Below are 21224 nucleotides of genomic sequence, written 5' to 3' on the forward strand. Positions count from 1 at the left end.
AAAATAATTTTATCTTTTAATTTCATATGGTTGTTTGTTTTATCTTGTGTGCTTTGTAAATTAAGCCTGCGCTGGCGAAAATCTCGATCATGATGGATCAGACTATGATGTCTTGGGATCGACGAACCAATATATGGCCTAGGAAAATCAGACCTCATTCCCTGAAGTGGAAACTCATATAATAATATTAATTATATGATTTTAAAACATTATATTTTTATTCTTGGGTCATGTTTTGCGTGCAAGTCCAAGACTCCGGTCAAGCGCCGAGCGCACGCGTTCTGCTGAATGACGGATGCGGATATAGTCGCGTCCAGCTTCTGCCAGAGAAGCTGCTTTTTCAGGGTCGTGATAAAGATCTGCAGTGAGACGAGCCAGATCCGCAGCGCTGCTGGCGACAGCAGCCTGTAATTCAGGCGGAAGATTCATACCTTCCGTCGCAATGGGCGTGGCGATACAGGGGATGCCTGCAGCCCAGCTTTCCAGAACCTTGCTCTTGATGCCGGCTCCGAACCGTAAGGGGGCGATTGTCAGGCGAACGGAACGCAAGAAACTGTCCAGATCGGCAATATGTCCGAGCACCCGCACGCCCGTGATCTCACCCATCTGAATGATCAGATCCGGCATGGCGCTCCCGACCAGCAGAATTTCGATATCTGGAGCCAGCGCTCGCAAAAGCGGAAGGATGTCATTTACCAGCCACTTGGCGGCATCAATATTGGGGGCGTGCCCATAATGCGCGATAAAAGCCACACCATGCCGTCGTTCAAACGGAAGCGGTGGTGCTTTCAGTTCCAGATGCCATGGAACAACATGGATGCTGGCGGTCGGAACCGCAGCAGCCAGCAGATCGGCTTCGACAGGTGAATGAGTGATCACGCTATGGGACGCCCACGTCGCCATATGTTCCCGCACTTTTTCCTGTCCGGATGCCGTTCGTAGCTCAGGCCGATTTTCGGCAATGGCCTGCCGCTCAAGACGCAGCCACGCCAGATCGGCCACACTGGAGATCAGACGAGCTCCCGGCATGTAAAGTCTCGCCAGATCGAGGTAGCGGCCAGCGTTGGTCAGACGGTGAAAATAAATGGCGTCAAAGCTGTTTGTCTGCGTCCGGAGGAGCGATTCAACCGTCGGGTAGGCTGGAGCATGCCAGCAGGTAAAGCCCTGTTTTTCAAGCTCCCGGACAGCGGTAACGGCCGGTTCCGTGACTGATGCGATAAAGCTGACTTCATAGCCAAGCGCCTGTGCTGCCTGCATGTGTGAAAGGAGAGCGCTGGAACCGGCATCGCGGGTTGGATCGGGAGCGCGATCATCAACAAACAGGATTCTGGCGGCCGTTACGCCCGGTTCAGCTTCCTTGCGTCGCTGGGCTTGTCGATGGTGTTCTGTTGCCGCCTTGCGGGAATCGTCGCGTCCCTGTTGGTTCCGAAGCTGGTGGCTCTGATCGGCAAGAAACTCCAGAGCGGCCTCGCGCTGACGTGCCGTCGCTATTCCGTTGAGAGTCTGTCGGACGTGCTGGCGAAATGTCTCATTGAAGCGACGTGTCGCCGGGAAATGCAGGGGTGAGCCGGGCAGGTGTGTATTGGTCTCAACACAGAGAACTGAAACAACATGGTCACTGTCCAGAGAGAGCGGCGGCGAGAGCATGATGTCAAAGCCGTAGCGACCGTCGCTGAGGCCATTATCGCGCAGATCCGGTCGAAACTGATTGGCGAGCATACGATGCTGCAGCGCCTTATCGACCATGATCGCCACACTGAGACGCGTTTCAGGGTGGGTGTCGCTTCGCAGCCAGCCTGCAATCCTGTCGCGTCCGACAATATCAATAGAGGCGCGTAGGTCAGTCGGGATCGTGCTGGCAAGATGCTCGGCAAAAGGGAGCGGCTGACGATCCGGGAGCAACAGCACGTTGAAAGAGCCGATTTCTGCTGCGGGCGCAGCATCGTCCGGGATCAGAATGGAAAAGGCATGATGCCCGTCCGCGCTGCCCGGGATGACCAGATCTTCCCGAAAGCCGTCTGCCGTTGCGTCTGCAATCTGGTTGCCGTGGCATAATATGCAGACGTGATAATGGGCTGACGGATCGGTCAGGTTTCTCGCCCAGCCCGCAATCGTCCAGCCTTGGCCGGGTTCATGGCTGATGACGTCAACAAATCCGGCAAAGGCTGATCCGGCCAGCACGGCCGATTTTTCTGACACGCTCATAAAGAGCAGTGTCCGGTAAAATCCTGAAAGTTTTACGAACGGAAACGCTCAGGCGGCATGATCGTGCAGCGATCCACTTGCCGGATTGATCAGACAGTCTCCTGTGTCAGCATCCTCAACATGGATCAGGTCCGCCACCACCGGGCCATCACAGACGAAGCGGAACGCGTGCCGCCCTGAATAACGTCCTTCTCCAGTCAGATCCTCTCTGAAACGATCCGCTGTGACACGGCCCAGTTCGATGTCCCGGCTATAGATAATCAGCTCACGCGGCGTGTCAGATGCGGCATCACAGCGTGCCCAGCCCTCAATCGTCGTGGAAGTGACTGCGTCTACAAAGCCGCTGACCCGATTACGCTCCATGACGTCAGCAGCAAGCGCTTTTAAGCGCTGTCTGATCGCTTCGAGGTGCGGACCATCTTCGATGCGGGGCAGGCAGAAACGTGCCGTCTGACGCATGTCCTCGGGATAAAGCGCCGCATATTCAGTAGCGTTGTGGAACATGGCCCGGCTGTCATCGTCGACAAATGTTTCAGAGGCGGCCCCTTCCGCCAGCAGGAGATCGTGAGTCTCGAGTTCGATATGGATGTAATCCACGCGGCGTGGCCTGCGCGTCTGGGTTATGCTGGAGCCGTTGATCAGCAGGCTTGTAGGAATGAGTTTGTTGTCCAACGCCATCGCGTGAAGCGGCGATACACGCAGGGTCCGGCGCGGAAGACCATTCCCCAGAGCGCCTGCCTGAATGACGACGGGCAGGATATCCGGGTTGCCAGCGGCAAAGCGTCCGTCATAGCTGCGTCGCCCGATCCACCGAATCGCGCGACATTCTCCAGAAGCTGTCTGGATGACGTCACCAATTGAGAGAGTCTCAATGGGTCGCTCTCCATCAGGTGTGGTGATGAGTGTTCCGGGGCAATAGCAGGGTACGCCGTAGGTGATTCGGGTGCCGCCATCAGGAGCGCGCTGAAAGTAGAATGGTGAGCCAAATGTGCCACCAAGGTGGATGGACACGCTTTCGCTCCTCTCAGTCACGGTCAGAACGCCTTCAGAATCGATGAATCCGGTATCGATCTCATTGGCCGTTCCGGCGAATGTCAGGTCGGTAATGACAATCTGGTTGATCGTGCTGACAGTCTGGGTGCCTGACGCGCTGTAAAGCGAAGTCAGCCCCATCGACGAGACCGCACCGATAACGTCAAAGCCCTGAATGGTGATGGATGCGAGTTGATCCATCGTGATGTTCAGCACTGACTGCGTCGTATGGCTGCCCGACATGCCGTAGACCGTTTGCCCCGGATCGTTGTTCGGCAGAAAGGTGAGGGTGCCTGTGTAAAGAGCGCCTTTCTCAAGAGTGAGTGTGCCGCCATCCAATGCGATATTGGCTGCCGAGCCGCCTGCCTGCACATCAATGTTGGCGTTGGCGTTGGCCGTCGTATGAATCGCAGTCCCGCCAGACATGACGATCTGCTGGGCATAGCCATCCGCCCACATGGGAGTGGTGTGGTAGAGCCAGCCCAGATGCAGGCCTGTCAGCGTGGTGTCGATCGCTGTGCCACCGTTTTCGACATATTGAATGCTGTCGGAAATAGCCTGACCAAAAGGCAGATAAGTGTTTCCTGCAAAAGCCACATTCATCGTCGTGTCGCTGGACAGTCCACCCGCGCCGACGATCTGCGTCCCGTCGATCATCATGTCTGGGCCAAGATTGTTCGCATTATAGCGGCCCGTAATGGTCGTTTCGGTGGCTGTTCCGCCGAGGACGGACTGTGTACCGCCTATGACGCTGGTGGCTGAGGCCGAGCCGCCCGCCAGCACTTCCTCGGAGCCATAAAGGCTGGTCTGCACGACCCGTCCGCCAGAATCGACAACGTCGGTGCCATGCACTTCGTTCTGCACGCCCAGACCGTCGACATAAAGCCGTCCTCCAGCCTCAACCATTGTGTTGATGGCAAGGGATGTGGCTGGAATGAGGGCGTTTTCATCTGTGGCGACCACCGTGCCGACATCGCCACTGGCAATGACCGTATCAATGTGGGGGGAGGCAGCCCCGCCAAACGACAGGGTGGCGCCGGTACCGTCCGCATTTTCAACCAGTGTCAGGTTTGCATTGCTGTAGTCCGTTCCGCTGTCGAGAAAGATTGTCTCGACAGCCGCACCACCCGATTCGAGTGTCAGTTGTGATCCGCTGCCGAGAGAAAGCGATGTGTCCGATGTCACGCCGGACAGGAAAACGCTGTCATTCGCGCCGAAACCGGAGAGAGTGAGGCTTGTCGGGACTGAGCCCAGCACCAGAGATTCTCCGCCTGAGGTGGAGAAAAGGAACTGGACATGGCTGGCTTCAGCGCCGTCAGCGACAATGACGGTGCCGCCGGAGAGGGCAATGCTGCCGGAAAAATGCTCCAGAGCGCCTGATGTGAATTGCAGAGTCGTACCAGAACCGGTCTGGGTGATCGCTCCGGCCCCTGAAATCTGGCCTGCGACGGAACTTTGGCCCTCAAAAACGAGTGTGCCATCATTTGTCACAAAACCACCTGCCTCGACGACGTCATTTACGGCCGTTGCACCGGAAGCGACGGTCTGGATTCCGCCAGAAGCAACGATAACCTGCCGGGCCGATGTTCCGCTCTGTAGCGTCTGGCTTCCTCCTGACGCGACTGTCCCGTTTTCTACCGATGCGCCATTCATGACCTGCTGTGAACCGCCATCGAGGATGAGAAAATCCTGATCCGTAACGCCGCCTGATCCTGCCGGAGCCAGAATCTGCTCCTGAGCCGACACGCCACTGATCACTGTACCGGATGCGCTGCCACCGTTGAGAATCAGCGTGCCATCGGTCCCCATCTGTAATCCCGTGACAGAGGTTGCGCTGCCAAGAACGAGTGTCCCGGAGGAAACCGTCTGCACCGGAACACGCGCATCCGCGACGGTCACGGTTCCGCCGGTGAACGTCACGGATGTCACTTCAGCGGATGATATTGTGATGGCGCCTTTACTTCCTGCGACAAGGCTATCGGCCACCGCGCCGCTGGAGAGTGCTATAGAGCCTCCTGCAAGCGCTATACCCGTATTCAGCAGCCCCCCACTCATGACCTGCACGGATCCGGACAGGACAGTCACATTCTGCTCGGTGCCACCGCTCTGCACGATTTCCTGCGCCGAACCTGCTGTCGTGCCCTGTAGTCTGGTGCCGTTCGCGACACCGCTGACGACCAGAGTTCCGTCCCCAAGAACGGTTACTGCCGAGGCAATCGTGCCGGGAGCAACAGTAACGGTCTGACCGCTGAGGACAAAGCTGTCAGTGTCGGAAAAACTGGAGGAGGTTGTCATGACAGCGCCTTCATTGACCGGTCTCGATTTCTTTATGCAGATGTCGGTCCAGGAAGGCTGATCTGTCAGAATCAGAATCGTTTTGACCGCGTCGTCTGCTGATCCGTACTGTCGCACTGATCTATTTCTGATGGCTGTTAAAAGGACGGCAACGCGCGTTAAAACTCCGTTTAAAACGGGGTTTTATTCGCAAAAAGAGCATTGAAAATGGGCTTTTTCCACGTGACGGAACGGTATTCCGCATGGTCAGTTGGTTACAGAAGTGTCACGCTTGCTTGACAGGGAAATGCAGGGTCGTTAGCAAGCCGATGCACCCAGTTGGGAGGTGCGAGTGACCGAGGACAGAACTTCCTTTGACGAACGTCTCCGGGCTGCGCAAAAGCGCGTCTCGGGTAAGCAGATCACTGACCAGAAACCGGATGCTCAGGACAAATCGCTCCTGTCTCTGGCGGCAAGGGCAGGGAGTGAAATGCTGGGCGGACTCGTCGTTGGTGTGCTGGCAGGGTGGGGACTGGACCGCTGGTTCCATTTCAGAGCCCTTTTCATCGTGATCTTTGCACTTCTTGGCGGTGGCGCCGGTATCCTGAATGTCTGGCGGCTGATGCAGTCGCTGGAACGGCAAGAATAAGAATCCGAGCGACCAGAAAGGTCGGGGAGAATAACGTTGGCGGGCGGTTCAAGTATCAACGTGCTCGAGCAGTTCGAGCTGCATCCGGTTCTGGGTGGGCTGGGCGAGGCTCTAAGTCTCAGTCAGGCACCCATTTTCATGGTTGTGGCATGCGTGCTTGTTCTGGCTTTCCTTCATTTCGGGATGAAACCGGCAGCAGTTGTTCCTGGTCGCCTTCAAGCTGCGGCTGAAATCTGCTACGAGTTCATCCATAATCTGGCGGTGGATACGATTGGACCTGAAGGGACAGCTTTCTTTCCTTTCATTTTCGCTCTGTTCTTCTTTATCCTCGCTGGTAACTATCTGGGGCTCATCCCCTTCTCCTATACCTTCACCAGCCATATCGCTGTGACATTCGCCTTGGCGCTCATGGTGTTCCTGATCGCGATCGTTGTTTCGCTGAGGGTGCAGGGGTTCAAGTTCTTCGCGCATTTCATGCCTGCGGGAGCGCCGGTGCTGCTGGCTCCGCTGCTGGTGCCGATTGAAATTCTTTCCTTTCTGTCACGTCCGGTCAGCCTTTCGATCCGACTGTTCGCCAATATGGTGGCTGGCCATGTGATGTTCGATATCTTCGCAAGCTTCGTTATCATGCTGGCCGGCCTTGGCTTCATTGGTGATGTGCTCGCGGTTGGCCCTCTCGTGATCAACATTGCGCTGATGGGGCTGGAATTGCTGGTTGGTGTTCTGCAGGCCTATGTGTTTGCTATTCTGACCTGCATCTATCTGAGGGAGGCTGTGTCCCACTAATTGGGGCAGACCCCGTCGGGTTACGTTTTTTCGTTAATAGGGAAAATCAAAATGGACCTCGCTTCAGCCCGTGAAATCGGTGCCGGTATCGCTGTAATCGCCCTTGCCGGTGTCGGCATCGGGCTCGGCAACATCTTCTCCACGCTGGTCAGCAGCATTGCCCGTAATCCTGCGGCTCGTCCGCACGTGTTCGGCCTTGGCATGCTTGGTTTCGCGCTGACAGAAGCTGTTGCGCTGTTCGCCCTTCTGATCGCCTTCCTGATCCTGTTCGTCTGAGGACGGAGTAGCTTCGTGCGCAATCCGGTTTCCCTGATTCGTCACTCTCTCGTTGCAGGAGTCTCGAGTCTGCCGCTTCTCATGGCGGCGGCGCCCGGCGCGCACGCGGCGGGTATGCCTCAGCTGGACTTCAGAAACCCGCTCCTTACGGGGCAGGTTATCTGGGGTGCTGGCATCTTTCTGTTTTTCTACCTCGCTTTGCGTAGTTGGGCATTGCCGAAGGTTGATACGGTTCTTGCCAGCCGTAGTCAGCGTATAAATGGCGACCTCGATCAGGCGCATGCGGCAAAAGTCGATGCAGACAATGCCGTTCGTGAATTGAACGAGACAAAAAAGGCAGCCGCTGCCGAAGCTCAGGCGCATCTTGATGCTGTGCTTGATGAAGAACGCAAGCAGACAGCGTCTCGCCTGGCTGAATTGGGTTCCAAGCTGGAAGTTGAAATTGCTTCAGCCGAAAAAGCTGTTGCGGAAGAACGCTCCAGGGCTCTTGAGTCCCTTAAGCCGATTGCATCCGATGTTGCTGAAGCGTTGGTGCAGAAGTTGACCGGAACAAAGCCTGATCGTGTCAGGATTGAAGCAGCTGTCGCAAAGGTAGCCGCTGAAAAGTCAACTATTTCGGCAATCGCGTGACAGGGAGATAATGTCAGTGACAATTTTTCAGGAAGCTGGCTTCTGGTACGCGACGTCATTTGTGCTGTTTTTTGTGATCTTTGGACCAAAGATCTGGAAACCGCTTAGAGAGCTTCTCGATGCTCGTGCCGATCGTATTCGGGTAGAACTTGAAGAGGCTGCCCGTCTTCGTCGTGAAGCCGAGCAGATGCGTGAAGATGCGACGCGTGAGCGTGAGCAGGCTTACGCGGAAGCAAATGCCGTTATCGAGCAGGCACGCAAGCAGGCAGAAGATATGGCTTCAAAAGCCCGTGTCGAAGCTGAAGAAATGTTGAGCCGTCGCGAGCAGATGGCTCGTGATCGCATTGCGGCTGCAGAACGAGCTGCTGTTGAAGAGGTTCGAGCTGCTGCGGTTGAGGCTGCTTTTAAAAGCGCTCGGCTTGTGATTGAAGAGACAGTTAACCCAGAGTCATCTGTTTCCATGATTGATAAGGCGATTGCAGATCTGCCTGCCGCCCTGACTGCTCGTGCAGCCTAATAGATCTTTGTTGTCGAGTAAGGAAACATGTTCCACAGAGAATGAAAATTTCTCTGTGGGCTCGCCTGTTTTAAGCATTGTTGTAACGGTGCTAAACGAGCAGGAAAATATTATTCCTGTGTGTCAGGAATTGGCTACTGTCCTGCCAAATCTTCCTGTCTGTGAAGTCATTTTTGTCGATGACGGCAGTGTGGATGGCACGCTGGATATGTTGCGTCAGGCCCGAGAGACGATTTCTGGTCTGCAGGAATTGCGTATTCTCAGGCACAACAAACGCTGTGGCAAATCCGGTGCCTTAAGAACAGGTATCAAAAACGCAAAAGGTCGCTGGATTGCAACGATAGATGGGGATGGACAGGACGATCCATCCGAAATCCCCGAATTGTTTGCATTGGGACTTTCTGGCCAAAAAGCAGGTCATGCGCCTCTCGTCGTTGGAACGAGAGTGAAACGTAGCGATACGATATGGCGTCGTCTTGCGACACGTTTTGCGAATGGTCTTCGTCAGCGCATTCTGGCCGATGAGTGCCCCGACACCGGTGCCCCGATGAAGGTCTTTCTGCGTGAAGACTTCTTGAACTTGCCCCAATTTGAGGGATTGCATCGCTTTCTTCCCGCCCTCATGAAAACCTACAGGGTTCCATTGGTATGTAAGCCGGTGAGGCATCGTTCCCGGCTTCATGGAGAGTCCAAATATACCAATCTTGGACGCGCCATTGTTGGAGTGCGAGATCTGCTGGGCGTTGTGTGGCTGAGAAACAGAACCCGATTGCCTGAAACAGTCGAAGAATGCTGAAGAGCAAGCTGACGAGCACATTTATCAATCGCCTGCTGCTTCTTGTTTTCTGCGCTTTTTTGCTTCTATTGCCTGGACGAGCAAGCATACCTCCCTTTGATCGGGATGAGCCGCGTTACATGCAGGCTACAGCCCAGATGCTTGAGAGCCATGATTTCATTGATGTGCGGTTTCAGGATAAACCACGATATCTTCAGCCCGCTGGAATTTACTGGCTAGAGGCCGCCGCCGTTTCTTTAACAGGAACACTCTCCGATAGGGCTGTGTGGGCTTATCGCATCCCTTCGCTTGTTGCGATGACATCCGCTATCGGTCTGACAGCATGGATGGGAGCTATACTGTTCAATCCCGTGGCAGGGCTGCTCTCGGGTGCCTTGTTGGCGACTTCAGTTCTTGTGGAAGCTGAAGGCAGAATGGCGACAATTGACAGTACGCTGTTACTCGCTGTTCTCCTCGCTGAATTTTCGCTTCTTCTTGTCCTTGAGGATAGAAGTAAAGATCGTAGGACCCCGGTTAAAACGGCTTTGCTGTTCTGGAGTGCCTTGGGTTGCGGTCTTATGCTCAAAGGGCCTGTCATTCTTATTCCTGGCCTTGGAACACCCTTGTGTCTGGCCCTTGTTGAGAGAAACGGATCCTGGCTTCAGCGCTTACGCTTTGGGTGGGGCTGGCTTGTTATGCTGGCTATTGTAGTGCCTTGGTGTGTTGCGATTGGCGTCGTTAGCCATGGAGATTTTTTTCAACACTCTGTCGGAAGAAATTTTTTAGGAAAAATAGGGCAGGGCCAGGAAGCTCACGGCGCTCCTCCAGGTTTCCATCTTCTTGTTTTTGGACTGGCTTTCTGGCCGGGTTCCTTTTTTGCTGCAGCGTCACTTCCATTTATTTGGGCACGTAGAACAAGCTGGCAGATCCAGTATCTACTTTGCTGGATTATTCCGCACTGGATTGTCTTTGAATTAATAGCAACGAAGCTCCCTCATTATGTTTTGCCGACATATCCAGCAATCGCTCTGTTTACTGGGGCGGCCCTCTGTTGTTCGAACAAAGGATGGAGTTGGCCACAAAAAAAGTGGAGCAGAATAGCTTTGTTTGTCTATGGCGGCATTTGCCTCGTTATCGGAGTGGCGTTGTCGCTGGCAGGAATAGTTATCAGTAAAGTCATTGAAGGTAGCGTGCCTGCTGAAGCATGGCTTACCGCTATTGGTAGTTTCCCTCTTTTAATTTTAGCTGCGCGAGCTGTTATTGCAGTCAGAATGAGGCAGGCAGTATTCTATGCAATGGGATCTGCTGTTCTGATTTATGTGGGATTATTTTTGGGTGTTATTCCTCATCTACATCAAATATGGCTGTCTCCCAGACTGACGGTGGCAGTTAATCAGCACTTGCCCTGTTCTGATTCCGAAATCATATCAAGTTCATTTTCTGAACCCAGCTTTGTATTTTTGATGCATGGAAAAATTAAATTTGATACTGCAAAAAATGCCGCGCTCATGTTGAAAACCAATAGATCTTGTGGACTAGCTTTGGTTGATAGGCGTAATGAAAAAGTTTTTAACGAAGAACTGTCGAGTACATCTATTAAGACGATCGAATATGGGCGAGTTTCAGGATTTAATTATTCAACAGGTAAGTGGTTGGATATTGGTATATATGGCGTTTTGAACAGATGAATCATGTGGTTTTATTTTCTGTAGGTTGGGCTCGAGAGTTAAGCTGTTTGGCAGAGGCCTATAATCAGGCAAGCAGCGTCTTACATGAACTGGCGCTCTACGCTGGACCAGAGAACGACAACGAGTATCCATGACAGACCACGCAGCCGTGGGTGTGTTGGCATTGTTAGGTAGATAGTCAGGTCGGCCTGCCAGCAGGGCAATTGTGACCCGTTCTGCAGGTGTCGTAATTTCCCAGAGAGTTTCGGGATTAATGCGGCCTGTCGTGATCAGTCGAGCGGCTTCGACTATGCGCATATCTTTATCCTTATACTTCTAGAAGATAGTGAAGTGAGGATTTTGATAATTCAAGAAGGTTTCAAAGAGATTAATGGTTGAGTGATTTGTGGTGAAGTTAACGGTTGGGCAATCAAAATTTCTATGACGCATAGTTAAACTATTTTGACTGATGATTGTGCAGACAAGATAAGGAAGGAAATTTTTGTGTATGTTTGAACAGCCAAAAAACATTAGGGCATGTCATCAGTTAATTCCGATGATGGCGGAGACGAGTTGAACGGCAGTGAAGAAGGTTGACTTCAGCTTGTCGTAGCGTGTTGCAATGCCTCTGATCTGCTTCAGTCTGGCGAAGAAGCGTTCAATGATGTTTCTGTTTTTGTAGAGCTGGAAGCTGATTTTCCGTGGATCGCGTCGATTTTTCCTTGAAGGGATAACCGGTACGATCTGCCGTTCTTCGATCTTTTTGATAAGCGGATCAGCATCATAAGCCTTGTCGGCGATAAAAGCTGCAGGATCGACTTCATCCAGCAGGGGGCTGCTTCTGTGATGTCCGCTCTCTGCCCGGGCGTCAGGGAAAGCGCCACCGCCTTTCCTGCGGCGTCGACAATGGCGTAGATTTTCGAAGTCAGTCCGCCACGGGATCGCCCGATAGCCTGATCCATGCCCCTTTTTTAAGCGCCCCCGCACTGTGCTGGTGCGCCCGGACAATCGTGCTGTCGATCATCATGTAGTCGTTGTCGCGATCGGCGGCCAGATGCCGGAAAATCCATTCGATCACGCCGCCTTCGCACCAGCGACTCAACCGTCGGTGGACGTTTTTCCAGTCACCAAAACGGACAGGCGGGTCACGCCGGGGAATGCCGGCACGGTAACGATACAGAACCGCTTCCACTAACAGACGGTTATCGGCAGCCATTCCGCCAACATGGCCTTCGCGCCCCGGGAGGAGATCCTTTATCCGTTCCCACTGGCTGTCACTCAGGCCATATCGACGCATTCATTCTCTCCCTGAAAACAGAGAGAAAACTTCACAGATCAAACGGAAGTACAAGCCTCATAGCGCCAGATACTGACTGACGACACGACCTAGGATATTTCGACAGATTGCAATAGCAAAACAGAAAAAAAGAAATTCAATCACATTTATAAATCATAAAAAAGTGTTGATAGATTAAAAATAATTTTTGAAATAAAATATCTAGTATTTTTCTTCCCTATTTTTATAATTGCTATTTACATTAAATGAATAAATATTTATGTTTTGCTGTATTTTAATAAAGAGAATTATGAATTTTAAAAAATCTTTTACTTATAGGGAATAATTTGGATTTTTCGGAAAGCTTGCATTTTTTCGCAATATGCGAATAAATATATAAAAAATGCATAATATATGGGTTAATGGGAATGATATATTATCGTAACATCCTGTTTGCATTGTGTTTTGTGGGTAATCTTCATTCTGCCAGAGCGGCTGATGATAGTTCTGCTTTACAAGATCAGTTGGATGTTTGTTATACAAAAAAAAACTCCTGCATTATTGATCTGCATGGTGCTAAAAAGGTACTTTCAAAGACATTAAAGATAAATCCTGAAATGGTTACCATAAGAGATGCCTTATTTGAATGCCGCATGAATAATGGCGCATGCCTTTATATATCTGAAGAAGGATATGGGCACCGTAGCGACGCTACAATTAATAAACTTGAGCATATTACTCTTTTTGGAAGCAAATCAATTGATGGAATTGTCATGAATTATGATAATCCAAGAGATTATGTTACTAATGCTGCCTTTACTCTTTCAAGTGTATCTATTCAGGGGTTTGATCATGGATTGGTCCTAGGCAGCGGAGTTTGGGGAGTTGATATGTTCAATGTAATAATTGGGGGAGGGAATACTGGAATTTTTGTACCTCCTGGTACAAAAAATGCCGGAGAAAGAAATACTTTTGTTGGTGGTGCTATTTACAACAATGCGATTGTTGGGCTTGACGAGGAATCAAATATTGAACTGGATTTTCAAGGGACAAGTTTCGATTATAACAATCAGCAGATGTTTTTGAACGGACCAACTGATTTTACCGGGCATTTGGAAAACAGCGAAAACAAAAAGCCAGAGATCGTATTGAATGCTCTCCCTGGTGTGGCTGCCGGTTCATTGTATATGAGCGCTGGTTCGACGATTACTGTAAACGGGTGGAATCCAAAAGCACCAAAACAGCCATGTTATGTGGAAACCAAGGTCTCGTGGAGTAATGTCAAACTTCCTGCGACAGTGTATGGCTTTGGTGGAACTGTGGGTGGAATTTGTGGTCCTGGAAAAGTAGTAACGTGGGATGGTGAGGCTGCCAAATTCTAAAAATAGTATTATTTACCGTATAGATACCTACTGATTGTTCTTCTGCTAAAACAGAAAGATCAGCAATATATTTTGAATGAGATGTTATTGTAATTTAACAAGATTATCTAGCATCGATTATCAATCTATGCAGCCAATTTCGGTCAATACGCTTGGTATCAATGAAAGTTACATCTCCAGCGGCCGATAGCGTATGCAGCCCTTGTGTATATGGAGCGCAACGTGCTGGCGCTCTCAGTTCGGTGCCAGGATTAAAGCTGGAAGTAGTCGATAGAGGGAGGGTGGCATCTATAAGACGGACGCTATCGCCATAAACATTGGAGTCAGTCCGAGTCGGTAATATGATCCTGCCTTCTTGTATGACAGGAGAGCCGCCCATCCTACTAATGCTTTTATCACCTTCAGTTGTCTGCATGGAGATGTTTTCCCATGGTCCGCACAAATGCGTTGACTGGGCAATTTTGAGCGTCTTGGGCGCAGAGTCAGGCGAAGTATAAAACATCCACCACACCCCATCACTTTTCACAGGCGTTGCGTTAATCGTAGGGCAGGGAAATGAAAACTCAGGTACAGTTTCCCATCGCCAAGGAAAATCTACAGCACGGTACAACGTCAGTCTGTTCGATCCACAAGGATCTGGAAGCATCCAGATTTCACCGTCGTCTTCGATGAGTGTTGGGTAAGCCAGATTCCAGGTTTCAGAAAGAACAACTCGTTCCTCCATGACCTGAAACATTCCATTCAGACGAAAAGCCTTTATGACGCTTTTGCGTGTCCGGTAGTCATAATATTTAGCAAGAACATAGAGATCACCTTTGTGCCACAAACCGAACGGATCGGATAGGGAACGGAAAGAACCGTTCAAGGGCAGCCAGTGAATCGGAAATGGATCAATAGAACCCGCTTCGATTATGCGCTGTATGGGAGCAGTAATGGCTCCCGTTTTCCAGATATCGGTCCTGAAAATACTCATGATGAGTCAATAGCGGGATTCAGAACGCCTTCCAATGGTCAGGCAGATAAATCCCGGATAAAAAAAGTTGTGTTCTCACGACCCTGCCATGTATCGACACGTAGCCATCCCACGATATTCAATGTAGGCCGGCTCAGATTTTCCAATGTATCCAGTATCGCATCGTTTTTGACATTGAACATGACGGCATTGATCTTGCGATTGCCTTCACCAGACAGCGTCAGACGTATTGATCGCTTGTTTGCTCCAATCCGGAAGAAACGATCCACCTTGACATCTGCTATTGCCAGAACAGGTTCTTCATTGCCCTGCCCAAAAGGGGCAAGAACGCCAAGAGCTTTTGCCAGATCAGAAGTCGCGGCGCTGGGAGGAATAATGGCGTCCACTGAAAGGAACGGTTTCTTGGGATAGACTCTGACCGCCTCAAAACGCTCATTCAGGAAAGCGTGAAATGCGGGCAAGTCTTCTCGGGCAAGAGTAAATCCACACGCCGCTGCATGACCGCCTGCCGCGATGAGAAGGCCATGTTCCTTGGCGGCAATGACTGCAGCACCCACGTCGAAGCCGGGAATGGAGCGTCCTGATCCCTTGAGCTTCCCATGCTCGTCTTCGGAAGCGACAAAAGAAGGGCGGTTGAATTCGTCCTTGATACGGCTTGCAACAATTCCGACGACGCCGGCATGCCAGTCTTGGCTCGTGACGAGGAGGGCGGCATTGCCTGCATCGAACTGAAGACGGGCCTGCTCCATCGCGGCATCCAGAATGTCTGCTTCTACATCCTGCCGCTTACGATTGACGTCATTCAGGCGTTCAGCCATCTGGCGGGCCGAAAAATCATCTTCAGCAGCCAGCAGTTTGAAACCGAGATCCGATTCAGCAATCCGGCCGCCTGCATTGATCCTTGGACCCAGCGCGAAACCGCATGAAAAAGCGTTGGGTTTCTCAACGACGCTCGCAATTTCCATCAGCGTGCGTAGCCCGACACGCTGACGCTTTCCCATCACGCGCAATCCCTGATGGACAAAAGCGCGGTTAATGTCCTGCAAAGGCATGACGTCGCAGATGGTAGCAAGCGCGACCAGATCCAGACAGGCGAGTAGATCCGGCTCGGGCTGGTCTTCGGAAAAATAGCCGTTGCAACGCAAGGCGCGCGTCGTTGCGATCAGCGTGACAAACGTGAGAGCCGCTGCACAGAGATGGTTCAGGCCAGAAGCGCAGTCTGGCTGATTGGGATTGACCAGCGCATGAATGTCGGGAAGCGACAGTTCCGCTTTGTGATGATCAATGACAACCACATCAGCTTTCTGCTTCAGGCAGGACAGAATGGAAGCAGCGGCTGTGCCGCAATCCAGGCAGACAACAAGGGATGCCCCGCGCTCCACCAGTCCAAGAAGGGCCTGTTCGTTCGGGCCGTAGCCCTCCTTCATCCGATCAGGGATGTGGGTATATACGACACACCCAAACTGACGGAAATACTCTGTCAGCAGTGCTGATGAGCAGGCTCCATCAACATCATAATCGCCCAGAATACCGACGGTTTCATGATTTTGGACAGCCTTTGCCAGACGTGCCGCAGCAACGTCCATGTCTTTCAGGCAGGAGGGATCAGGAAGAAAAGTGCGTAGCCGCGGTTCAATGAAAGCGGATGCTGTTTCCGCCTTCAGGCCACGCATCGCCATGATACGGGCAACAATTTCGGGGAGCCCGCAGGACTGCGCGATAGCGCTTCCCAACCGAAGAGTTGCTGGATCATCGGCTCCTGATCGCCAGACCCAGCGATGCCCCAGAAGACTCTCTGTGACCCCTAAAACAGGTTCTGGAAGAGTGTTTTCCTCGGTCGTGTCAGGGAGTTCCTCTTCCAGAATCATCGTATGAGCCGTTCAAGAGCGCTCAGGAAACGCTCCAGGTCTTGGTGTTGTAGTTATGGTAGCCCTCAATAAAGCGAAGCGTGCCGGACTTTGAGCGCATCACGAGGGAGTGAGTCACGGAGCGATGCGGCATACGCTTCACACCTTTCAGCAGGAACCCGGTGGTGACGCCCGTTGCGGAGAAAAGCACATCGCCGGAAGCCAGATCATGCAGGCCGAGCTTGCGGTCCGGCTGCTTGTTGGGGTTCATCTTCTGGGCGCGTTCACGCTGCGCGTCGTCTTCAAACATCAGACGGGCCTGCATCTGGCCACCCATGCAACGGACTGCTGCCGCTGCCAGAACACCTTCAGGCGCGCCGCCAGAACCGGCGTAAATATCAACAGAAGAGGTCTCAAGACACGCAGCAATACCAGCCGCCACATCACCATCGGAGATCAGACGGACACGGGCTCCAGCCTCGCGGGTCTTGGCAATCAGTTCTTCATGGCGCTCACGCTCAAGCGCGCACAGCGTGATGTCACCGATATGGCGACCGCGAGCCTTTGCGAGGTTGCGAAGGTTCTCGCCAATCGATGCGTCAAGGTCGATCACATCGTCAGGAAGACCTGCGCCGACAATCAGCTTGTCCATATAGACGTCTGGTGCGTGCAGGAAATTGCCACGCTCTGCGAGCGCCACGACAGTAATCGCGTTTGGCATGTCCTTGGCGCAGAGATTGGTGCCTTCCAGCGGATCGACAGCGATGTCCATTGCCGGACCGCCAGCGCCAACCTTCTCACCGATATAGAGCATCGGCGCTTCGTCCATCTCGCCTTCACCGATGACGACCGTGCCATCAATGGCGACCGTATCGAAAGCCTTGCGCATGGCTTCCACCGCTGCGCCATCGGCATCGTTCTTCTTGCCGCGACCCGTCCAGCGAGCGGACGCCACGGCTGCGGCTTCGGTGACACGAACCAGCTCAAGGGCCAGATTTCGGTCCGAGACGACGTAGGAGGGGGTATTCGTTTCGGCCGACATATCTGTTGCTCCGGTCAGAAAAATGACGTGGCTTTAAGCCATGTTAATAATTGATGGTACCACCCGAGAAGGCTGAGGTCGAGATCAGAAGTTTTCGATGCGAATGAGCACAGGCTCCGCTGAGACTACATCCAGAGCAGCAATGCGCTGACGGGCGGCCTGCATTGCACTTTCATCAGTCGGATGCGTGACCAGTACCAGCGGCACGTTCTGCTCCTGTTTTGCGGAAGGATGCTGGATCATGCTGCTGAGGGAAACGCCACAATCACGCAGGATGGCGGTGATGTCGGCAATCACGCCAGCACGGTCTGCAACACTGAGACGCAGATAGAATGCGCCATGCCATTCAGATGCCGGACGGCTCTGTGTGGCTTTCAGTGTGGTCACATCCGTGCCCCAGACCGGGACGGTGTTGCCACGTGCAATGTCGATGATATCGGCGGCAACAGCACTTGCAGTCGGGCCAGCACCAGCGCCACGACCTTCGACCATCAGACGACCGACAAAGGTGCCTTCAGCAATGACGGCGTTGAACACACCATCAACCTGAGCAATCGGTGTTGCTTCCGGCACAAGACAGGGCGCGACACGAGCTTCCACGCCCCGCTCGGACTGACGGGCCAGACCAAGCAGCTTGATGCGATAGCCCAGCGTGCGGGCAAAAGTCAGATCAAGCGCGCCGATGCAGCGGATGCCCTCAACATGCACGCTGTCGAACTCGACAGGCTGACCGAAGGCGAGGGAAGCAAGGATCGTCAGCTTGTGGGCTGCATCGATTCCGTCAACGTCTGTGGAAGGATCAGCTTCCGCGTAGCCCAGTTCCTGAGCTTCAGCGAGCACGTCGCTGAAGTCACGTCCGGTTTCCCGCATTGCAGTCAGGATGTAGTTGCAGGTGCCATTTAGAATGCCACCAATGGACAGCAAACGATCCGCAGCCAGACCTTCCCGGACCGTCTTGATGGCGGGGATGCCGCCAGCGACAGCCGCTTCAAACAGCAGTGGCGCATTGTTGGCAGCACTCAGGCGGGCGAGGCTGTCCCCATGCACGGCCAGAAGCGCCTTGTTCGCTGTCACTACGGCCTTGCCTGCCTTCAGGGCAGCTTCAACCAGCGAGCGGGCGGTGCCTTCGGAGCCGCCGATCAGTTCGACAACGACATCGACATTCGGATCAGAGGCGAGATCGACGGCATTGCTGTGCCATGTGAGGGCGCTCAGATCGATACCGCGATCACGCGTCTTGTCACGGGCAGCGACAGCCGTGATTTCGATCGGGCGACCGGCCCGCTTTGTAATGATATCCGCGTTGTCACGCAGGAGAATGGCAAGACCGGCACCTACTGTGCCGAGACCCGCAACACCAAGGCGCAGCGGGGTTTTGGAAGCGACGTCTCCTTTAGACGAACTCACGACGCGGTATCCTCCAGAGCGGACTGTTTCTGTTGTGGGCCCTGTTGGCTGGGCCCGTTAATGCCATTGGCGTTCAGGAAGCCCTTGATGGCGCGGGTTGCCTGACGCAGACGCTGGGTGTTCTCCACCAGACCGATACGCACGAACCCTTCGCCATGCTCACCGAAGCCAAGCCCCGGCGCGACGGCCACACCCGCTTCCTGCAGGAGTAGCTTGGAGAACGCGACGCTTCCCATATCCCGGAACTTCTCGGGGATCGGCGCCCAAGCGAACATCGAGCCTTCCGGCTTGGGAACATCCCAGCCGGCAGCGTGCAGGCCACGCAGCAGCACGTCGCGGCGATCTTTGTAGAGCTGGCGAATTTCCGCCACGCAATCCTGCGGACCGCTGAGTGCTGCGACAGCCGCGACCTGAATTGGTGTGAACGCACCGTAATCGAGGTAGGATTTGATCCGTGCCAGCGCTTCGATCAGGCGCGGATTTCCGGCGGCGAAGCCCATCCGCCAACCCGCCATCGAATAGGTCTTCGACAGTGAAGTGAACTCGACGGCGATATCTTTCGCTCCTTCGACCGCCAGAATGGAAGGCGGCACGAGGTCGCCGAAATAAATCTCGGCATAGGCCAGATCGGACAGGATGAAGATTTCTTCCCGACGGCAGAATTTGACGATTTCCTTGTAGAAATCGAGGTCTGCCAGATACGCCGTCGGGTTGGACGGGAAGTTGACGATCAGTGCAGTCGGCTTCGGCACCGAATGACGCACGGCACGCTCAAGAGCGCGCAGCATCTCGTCATCAGGATAGGCCGGGATCGAGCGCACGGACGCGCCAGCAATGATGAAGCCGAACTGATGGATCGGGTAAGACGGGTTCGGAACCAGAATAGTGTCGCCTGGGCTTGTGATGGCTGAAGCCAGATTGGCGAGACCTTCCTTGGAACCCAGTGTCGCGATGACTTCCGTATCCGGATCAAGCTTCACGTTGAAACGGCGGTCATAATAGCCAGCCAGAGCCTTGCGCAGGCCGGGAATGCCACGACTGACCGAATATCCGTGACTGCGTGGGTCCGCGACGGTCTCCACAAGCTTCTTCACGATATGCGAGGGAGTCGGGCTGTCCGGATTTCCCATGCCGAGGTCAATGATATCCTCGCCCCGCGCTCGGGCTGCGGCCTTGGCTTTGTTGACCTCCGCGAAAACGTAGGGAGGAAGGCGACGGATACGATGGAACTCTTCGGTCATGACCGGACTGTCCTGAGTGGCTCTTACGGCTCTTGCTGCCAGAATGGCGGGGAAAAAGGTATAGGAAGGGATGAGGGTGGTGGCAAGGTTCCGACTGTCAGCGGGTGTCGCTCTTCTGGTTTCATAATGTCGGGATTCATTAGAGTCGTAAGAATCTTGAAAATACGTGTATCAAAAGAGTCGTAAGAATCTTGAAAATACGTGTATCAAAGTATATTGTTTTCATAACGAAATATATTGTCTTGTCGCATCCGTGACCTGAGGGAATTCTCATGACTGGTAACAGCCGTTTCGTCAGTCGTCTGGTCGGGTGCGTTACTGTCATTATGGGTCTTGCCTGCGGAATGACTGAAGTCCGGGCAAAGCCACCTTCCTTCAGTCACGTTTATGTTTTTGGTGACAGCTACAGTGATAACGGGGCTGCTCTGATGGTCTCGGAAGAAGCCGTAAAGGTGAAAATTCCGGATGCGATCGTGCTGCCCGCTGCGCCGGAAAGCGGCCTGTATTGGCAGGGGCGATGGAGCAACGGCCCGACAGCCGTCGAACTGCTGGCCAAAAAGATTGGCGCGGGATTGAGTGATTATGCCGTCGGTGGCGCACGCTGCGGGAGCGGAAATTATTACAGTTGGCTCGATAGTTGGCGTGACACCGGCCTGCGGGGACAGGTGCTCAGCTTTCTGTCGCAGCTCCAGACACTCGACCCAAAGGCGCTGTATGTTGTCGGAGCCTCAGCCAATGATCTGTTTCAGAAAATCGACTTCGCAAAACCTGTTTCCATTCCGGACGCTGCCAACCAGTGCGCGACCGATGTAAGGGATGTCATTGCTCTGCTCCAAAGTGGCGGAGCGCGTCATTTTCTTGTTTTTGGTGTCTACGCTCTCGATCGTGTGCCGGCTGTGGCCAACACGCCTGCCGCAGTCAGTCAGGCGCGGGAGTTTGAAGACGCATTTGACAGCAAAATGCAGGTAATGCTGTCCGGCATGAACAAGATGCCAGACACAACATTGAACTGGTTTTCCTGGCGTAAAGCGACGGAGGAACTGGTCCGTTCCAGCAAGGATTCAGGTCTGGCCAACGTTGAGACGCCCTGTCAGATCACGTTACCAAAGCCCCAGAAAGCCTGCGCAAAACCTGATGCTTACCTGTGGTGGGATGAATATCATCCGACACGCCATGCTCATGCCCTGATAGCCACACGAATGGTTGAAGCTCTGCAACAACCCTGATTTTGCCAGTGATCGCATG

Annotated in this window: 16 protein-coding genes and 1 pseudogene; 9 read left to right on the forward strand and 8 right to left on the reverse strand. The window is 53.3% G+C overall.

The window, feature by feature from the left end:
- Window positions 1-228: 228 nt before the first annotated feature.
- Together EMQ_RS01985 and EMQ_RS01990 are read right to left on the reverse strand one after the other, a co-directional pair.
- Window positions 229-2205, reverse strand: a complete 1977-nt coding sequence (locus EMQ_RS01985; RefSeq protein WP_048874240.1) for a glycosyltransferase family 4 protein — start codon at window positions 2203-2205, stop codon at window positions 229-231.
- A gap of 48 nt (window positions 2206-2253) precedes the next feature.
- Window positions 2254-5532 (reverse strand): Hint domain-containing protein, encoded by a 3279-nt coding sequence (locus EMQ_RS01990; protein WP_231368017.1) that lies wholly within the window; start codon window positions 5530-5532, stop codon window positions 2254-2256.
- Window positions 5533-5863: 331 nt separating this feature from the next.
- On the opposite strand from EMQ_RS01990, the gene EMQ_RS01995 reads away from it, so the two are divergent.
- From EMQ_RS01995 to EMQ_RS02025, 7 genes are read left to right on the forward strand one after another with little or no spacing between them, the layout of a single operon-like run.
- Window positions 5864-6160 carry an AtpZ/AtpI family protein gene (locus tag EMQ_RS01995; RefSeq protein ID WP_010667435.1) on the forward strand — a complete coding sequence of 99 codons (297 nt, stop codon included), beginning with the start codon at window positions 5864-5866 and terminating at the stop codon, window positions 6158-6160.
- A gap of 36 nt (window positions 6161-6196) precedes the next feature.
- A complete protein-coding gene (locus tag EMQ_RS02000) occupies window positions 6197-6946 on the forward strand; it encodes a F0F1 ATP synthase subunit A (protein WP_010667434.1) in 750 nt (249 codons plus the stop codon).
- A 51-nt stretch (window positions 6947-6997) separates the two neighbouring features.
- On the forward strand, window positions 6998-7222 hold the full coding sequence (locus EMQ_RS02005; RefSeq protein ID WP_010667433.1) for an ATP synthase subunit C family protein: 225 nt from the start codon (window positions 6998-7000) through the stop codon (window positions 7220-7222).
- Between the two features lie 15 nt (window positions 7223-7237).
- Window positions 7238-7852: a F0F1 ATP synthase subunit B family protein gene (locus EMQ_RS02010; RefSeq protein WP_010667432.1), complete on the forward strand. Its 615-nt coding sequence runs from the start codon at window positions 7238-7240 to the stop codon at window positions 7850-7852.
- A 22-nt stretch (window positions 7853-7874) separates the two neighbouring features.
- Window positions 7875-8369: an ATP synthase F0 subunit B gene (locus EMQ_RS02015; RefSeq protein ID WP_291363705.1), complete on the forward strand. Its 495-nt coding sequence runs from the start codon at window positions 7875-7877 to the stop codon at window positions 8367-8369.
- Between the two features lie 55 nt (window positions 8370-8424).
- Window positions 8425-9165 (forward strand): glycosyltransferase family 2 protein, encoded by a 741-nt coding sequence (locus EMQ_RS02020; protein ID WP_018308543.1) that lies wholly within the window; start codon window positions 8425-8427, stop codon window positions 9163-9165.
- Window positions 9159-10832, forward strand: a complete 1674-nt coding sequence (locus EMQ_RS02025; RefSeq protein WP_018308542.1) for an ArnT family glycosyltransferase — start codon at window positions 9159-9161, stop codon at window positions 10830-10832. The genes EMQ_RS02020 and EMQ_RS02025 overlap by 7 nt, the downstream gene beginning before the upstream one ends.
- 522 nt (window positions 10833-11354) lie before the next feature.
- On the opposite strand, the pseudogene EMQ_RS02030 reads toward EMQ_RS02025, so the two are convergent.
- A pseudogene (locus EMQ_RS02030) lies at window positions 11355-12108 on the reverse strand (IS5 family transposase).
- A 407-nt stretch (window positions 12109-12515) separates the two neighbouring features.
- On the opposite strand from EMQ_RS02030, the gene EMQ_RS02035 reads away from it, so the two are divergent.
- Window positions 12516-13469: a hypothetical protein gene (locus EMQ_RS02035; protein WP_132012036.1), complete on the forward strand. Its 954-nt coding sequence runs from the start codon at window positions 12516-12518 to the stop codon at window positions 13467-13469.
- Between the two features lie 103 nt (window positions 13470-13572).
- Here the strand turns inward: EMQ_RS02035 and EMQ_RS02040 are convergent, their stop codons facing one another.
- From EMQ_RS02040 to EMQ_RS02060, 5 genes are all read right to left on the reverse strand, one after another.
- Complete coding sequence (locus tag EMQ_RS02040; protein ID WP_132012037.1) at window positions 13573-14442, reverse strand: glucosamine inositolphosphorylceramide transferase family protein; 870 nt, start codon at window positions 14440-14442, stop codon at window positions 13573-13575.
- A 38-nt stretch (window positions 14443-14480) separates the two neighbouring features.
- A complete protein-coding gene (gene recJ, locus EMQ_RS02045) occupies window positions 14481-16310 on the reverse strand; it encodes a single-stranded-DNA-specific exonuclease RecJ (protein ID WP_018308540.1) in 1830 nt (609 codons plus the stop codon).
- A 22-nt stretch (window positions 16311-16332) separates the two neighbouring features.
- Window positions 16333-17331, reverse strand: coding sequence for a class II fructose-bisphosphatase (gene glpX / locus EMQ_RS02050; protein ID WP_010667225.1), 999 nt, complete (start codon window positions 17329-17331; stop codon window positions 16333-16335).
- Between the two features lie 84 nt (window positions 17332-17415).
- Window positions 17416-18738, reverse strand: coding sequence for a homoserine dehydrogenase (locus EMQ_RS02055; protein WP_010667224.1), 1323 nt, complete (start codon window positions 18736-18738; stop codon window positions 17416-17418).
- Entirely contained in the window at window positions 18735-19979 is a 1245-nt protein-coding gene (locus EMQ_RS02060; RefSeq protein ID WP_018308539.1) for an LL-diaminopimelate aminotransferase, read from the reverse strand. The genes EMQ_RS02055 and EMQ_RS02060 overlap by 4 nt, the downstream gene beginning before the upstream one ends.
- A gap of 272 nt (window positions 19980-20251) precedes the next feature.
- On the opposite strand from EMQ_RS02060, the gene EMQ_RS02065 reads away from it, so the two are divergent.
- On the forward strand, window positions 20252-21205 hold the full coding sequence (locus EMQ_RS02065) for an SGNH/GDSL hydrolase family protein (protein WP_010668549.1): 954 nt from the start codon (window positions 20252-20254) through the stop codon (window positions 21203-21205).
- Window positions 21206-21224: the final 19 nt, after the last annotated feature.

It is taken from the genome of Acetobacter aceti NBRC 14818 (genome assembly GCF_000193495.2).
Classification (GTDB): domain Bacteria; phylum Pseudomonadota; class Alphaproteobacteria; order Acetobacterales; family Acetobacteraceae; genus Acetobacter; species Acetobacter aceti.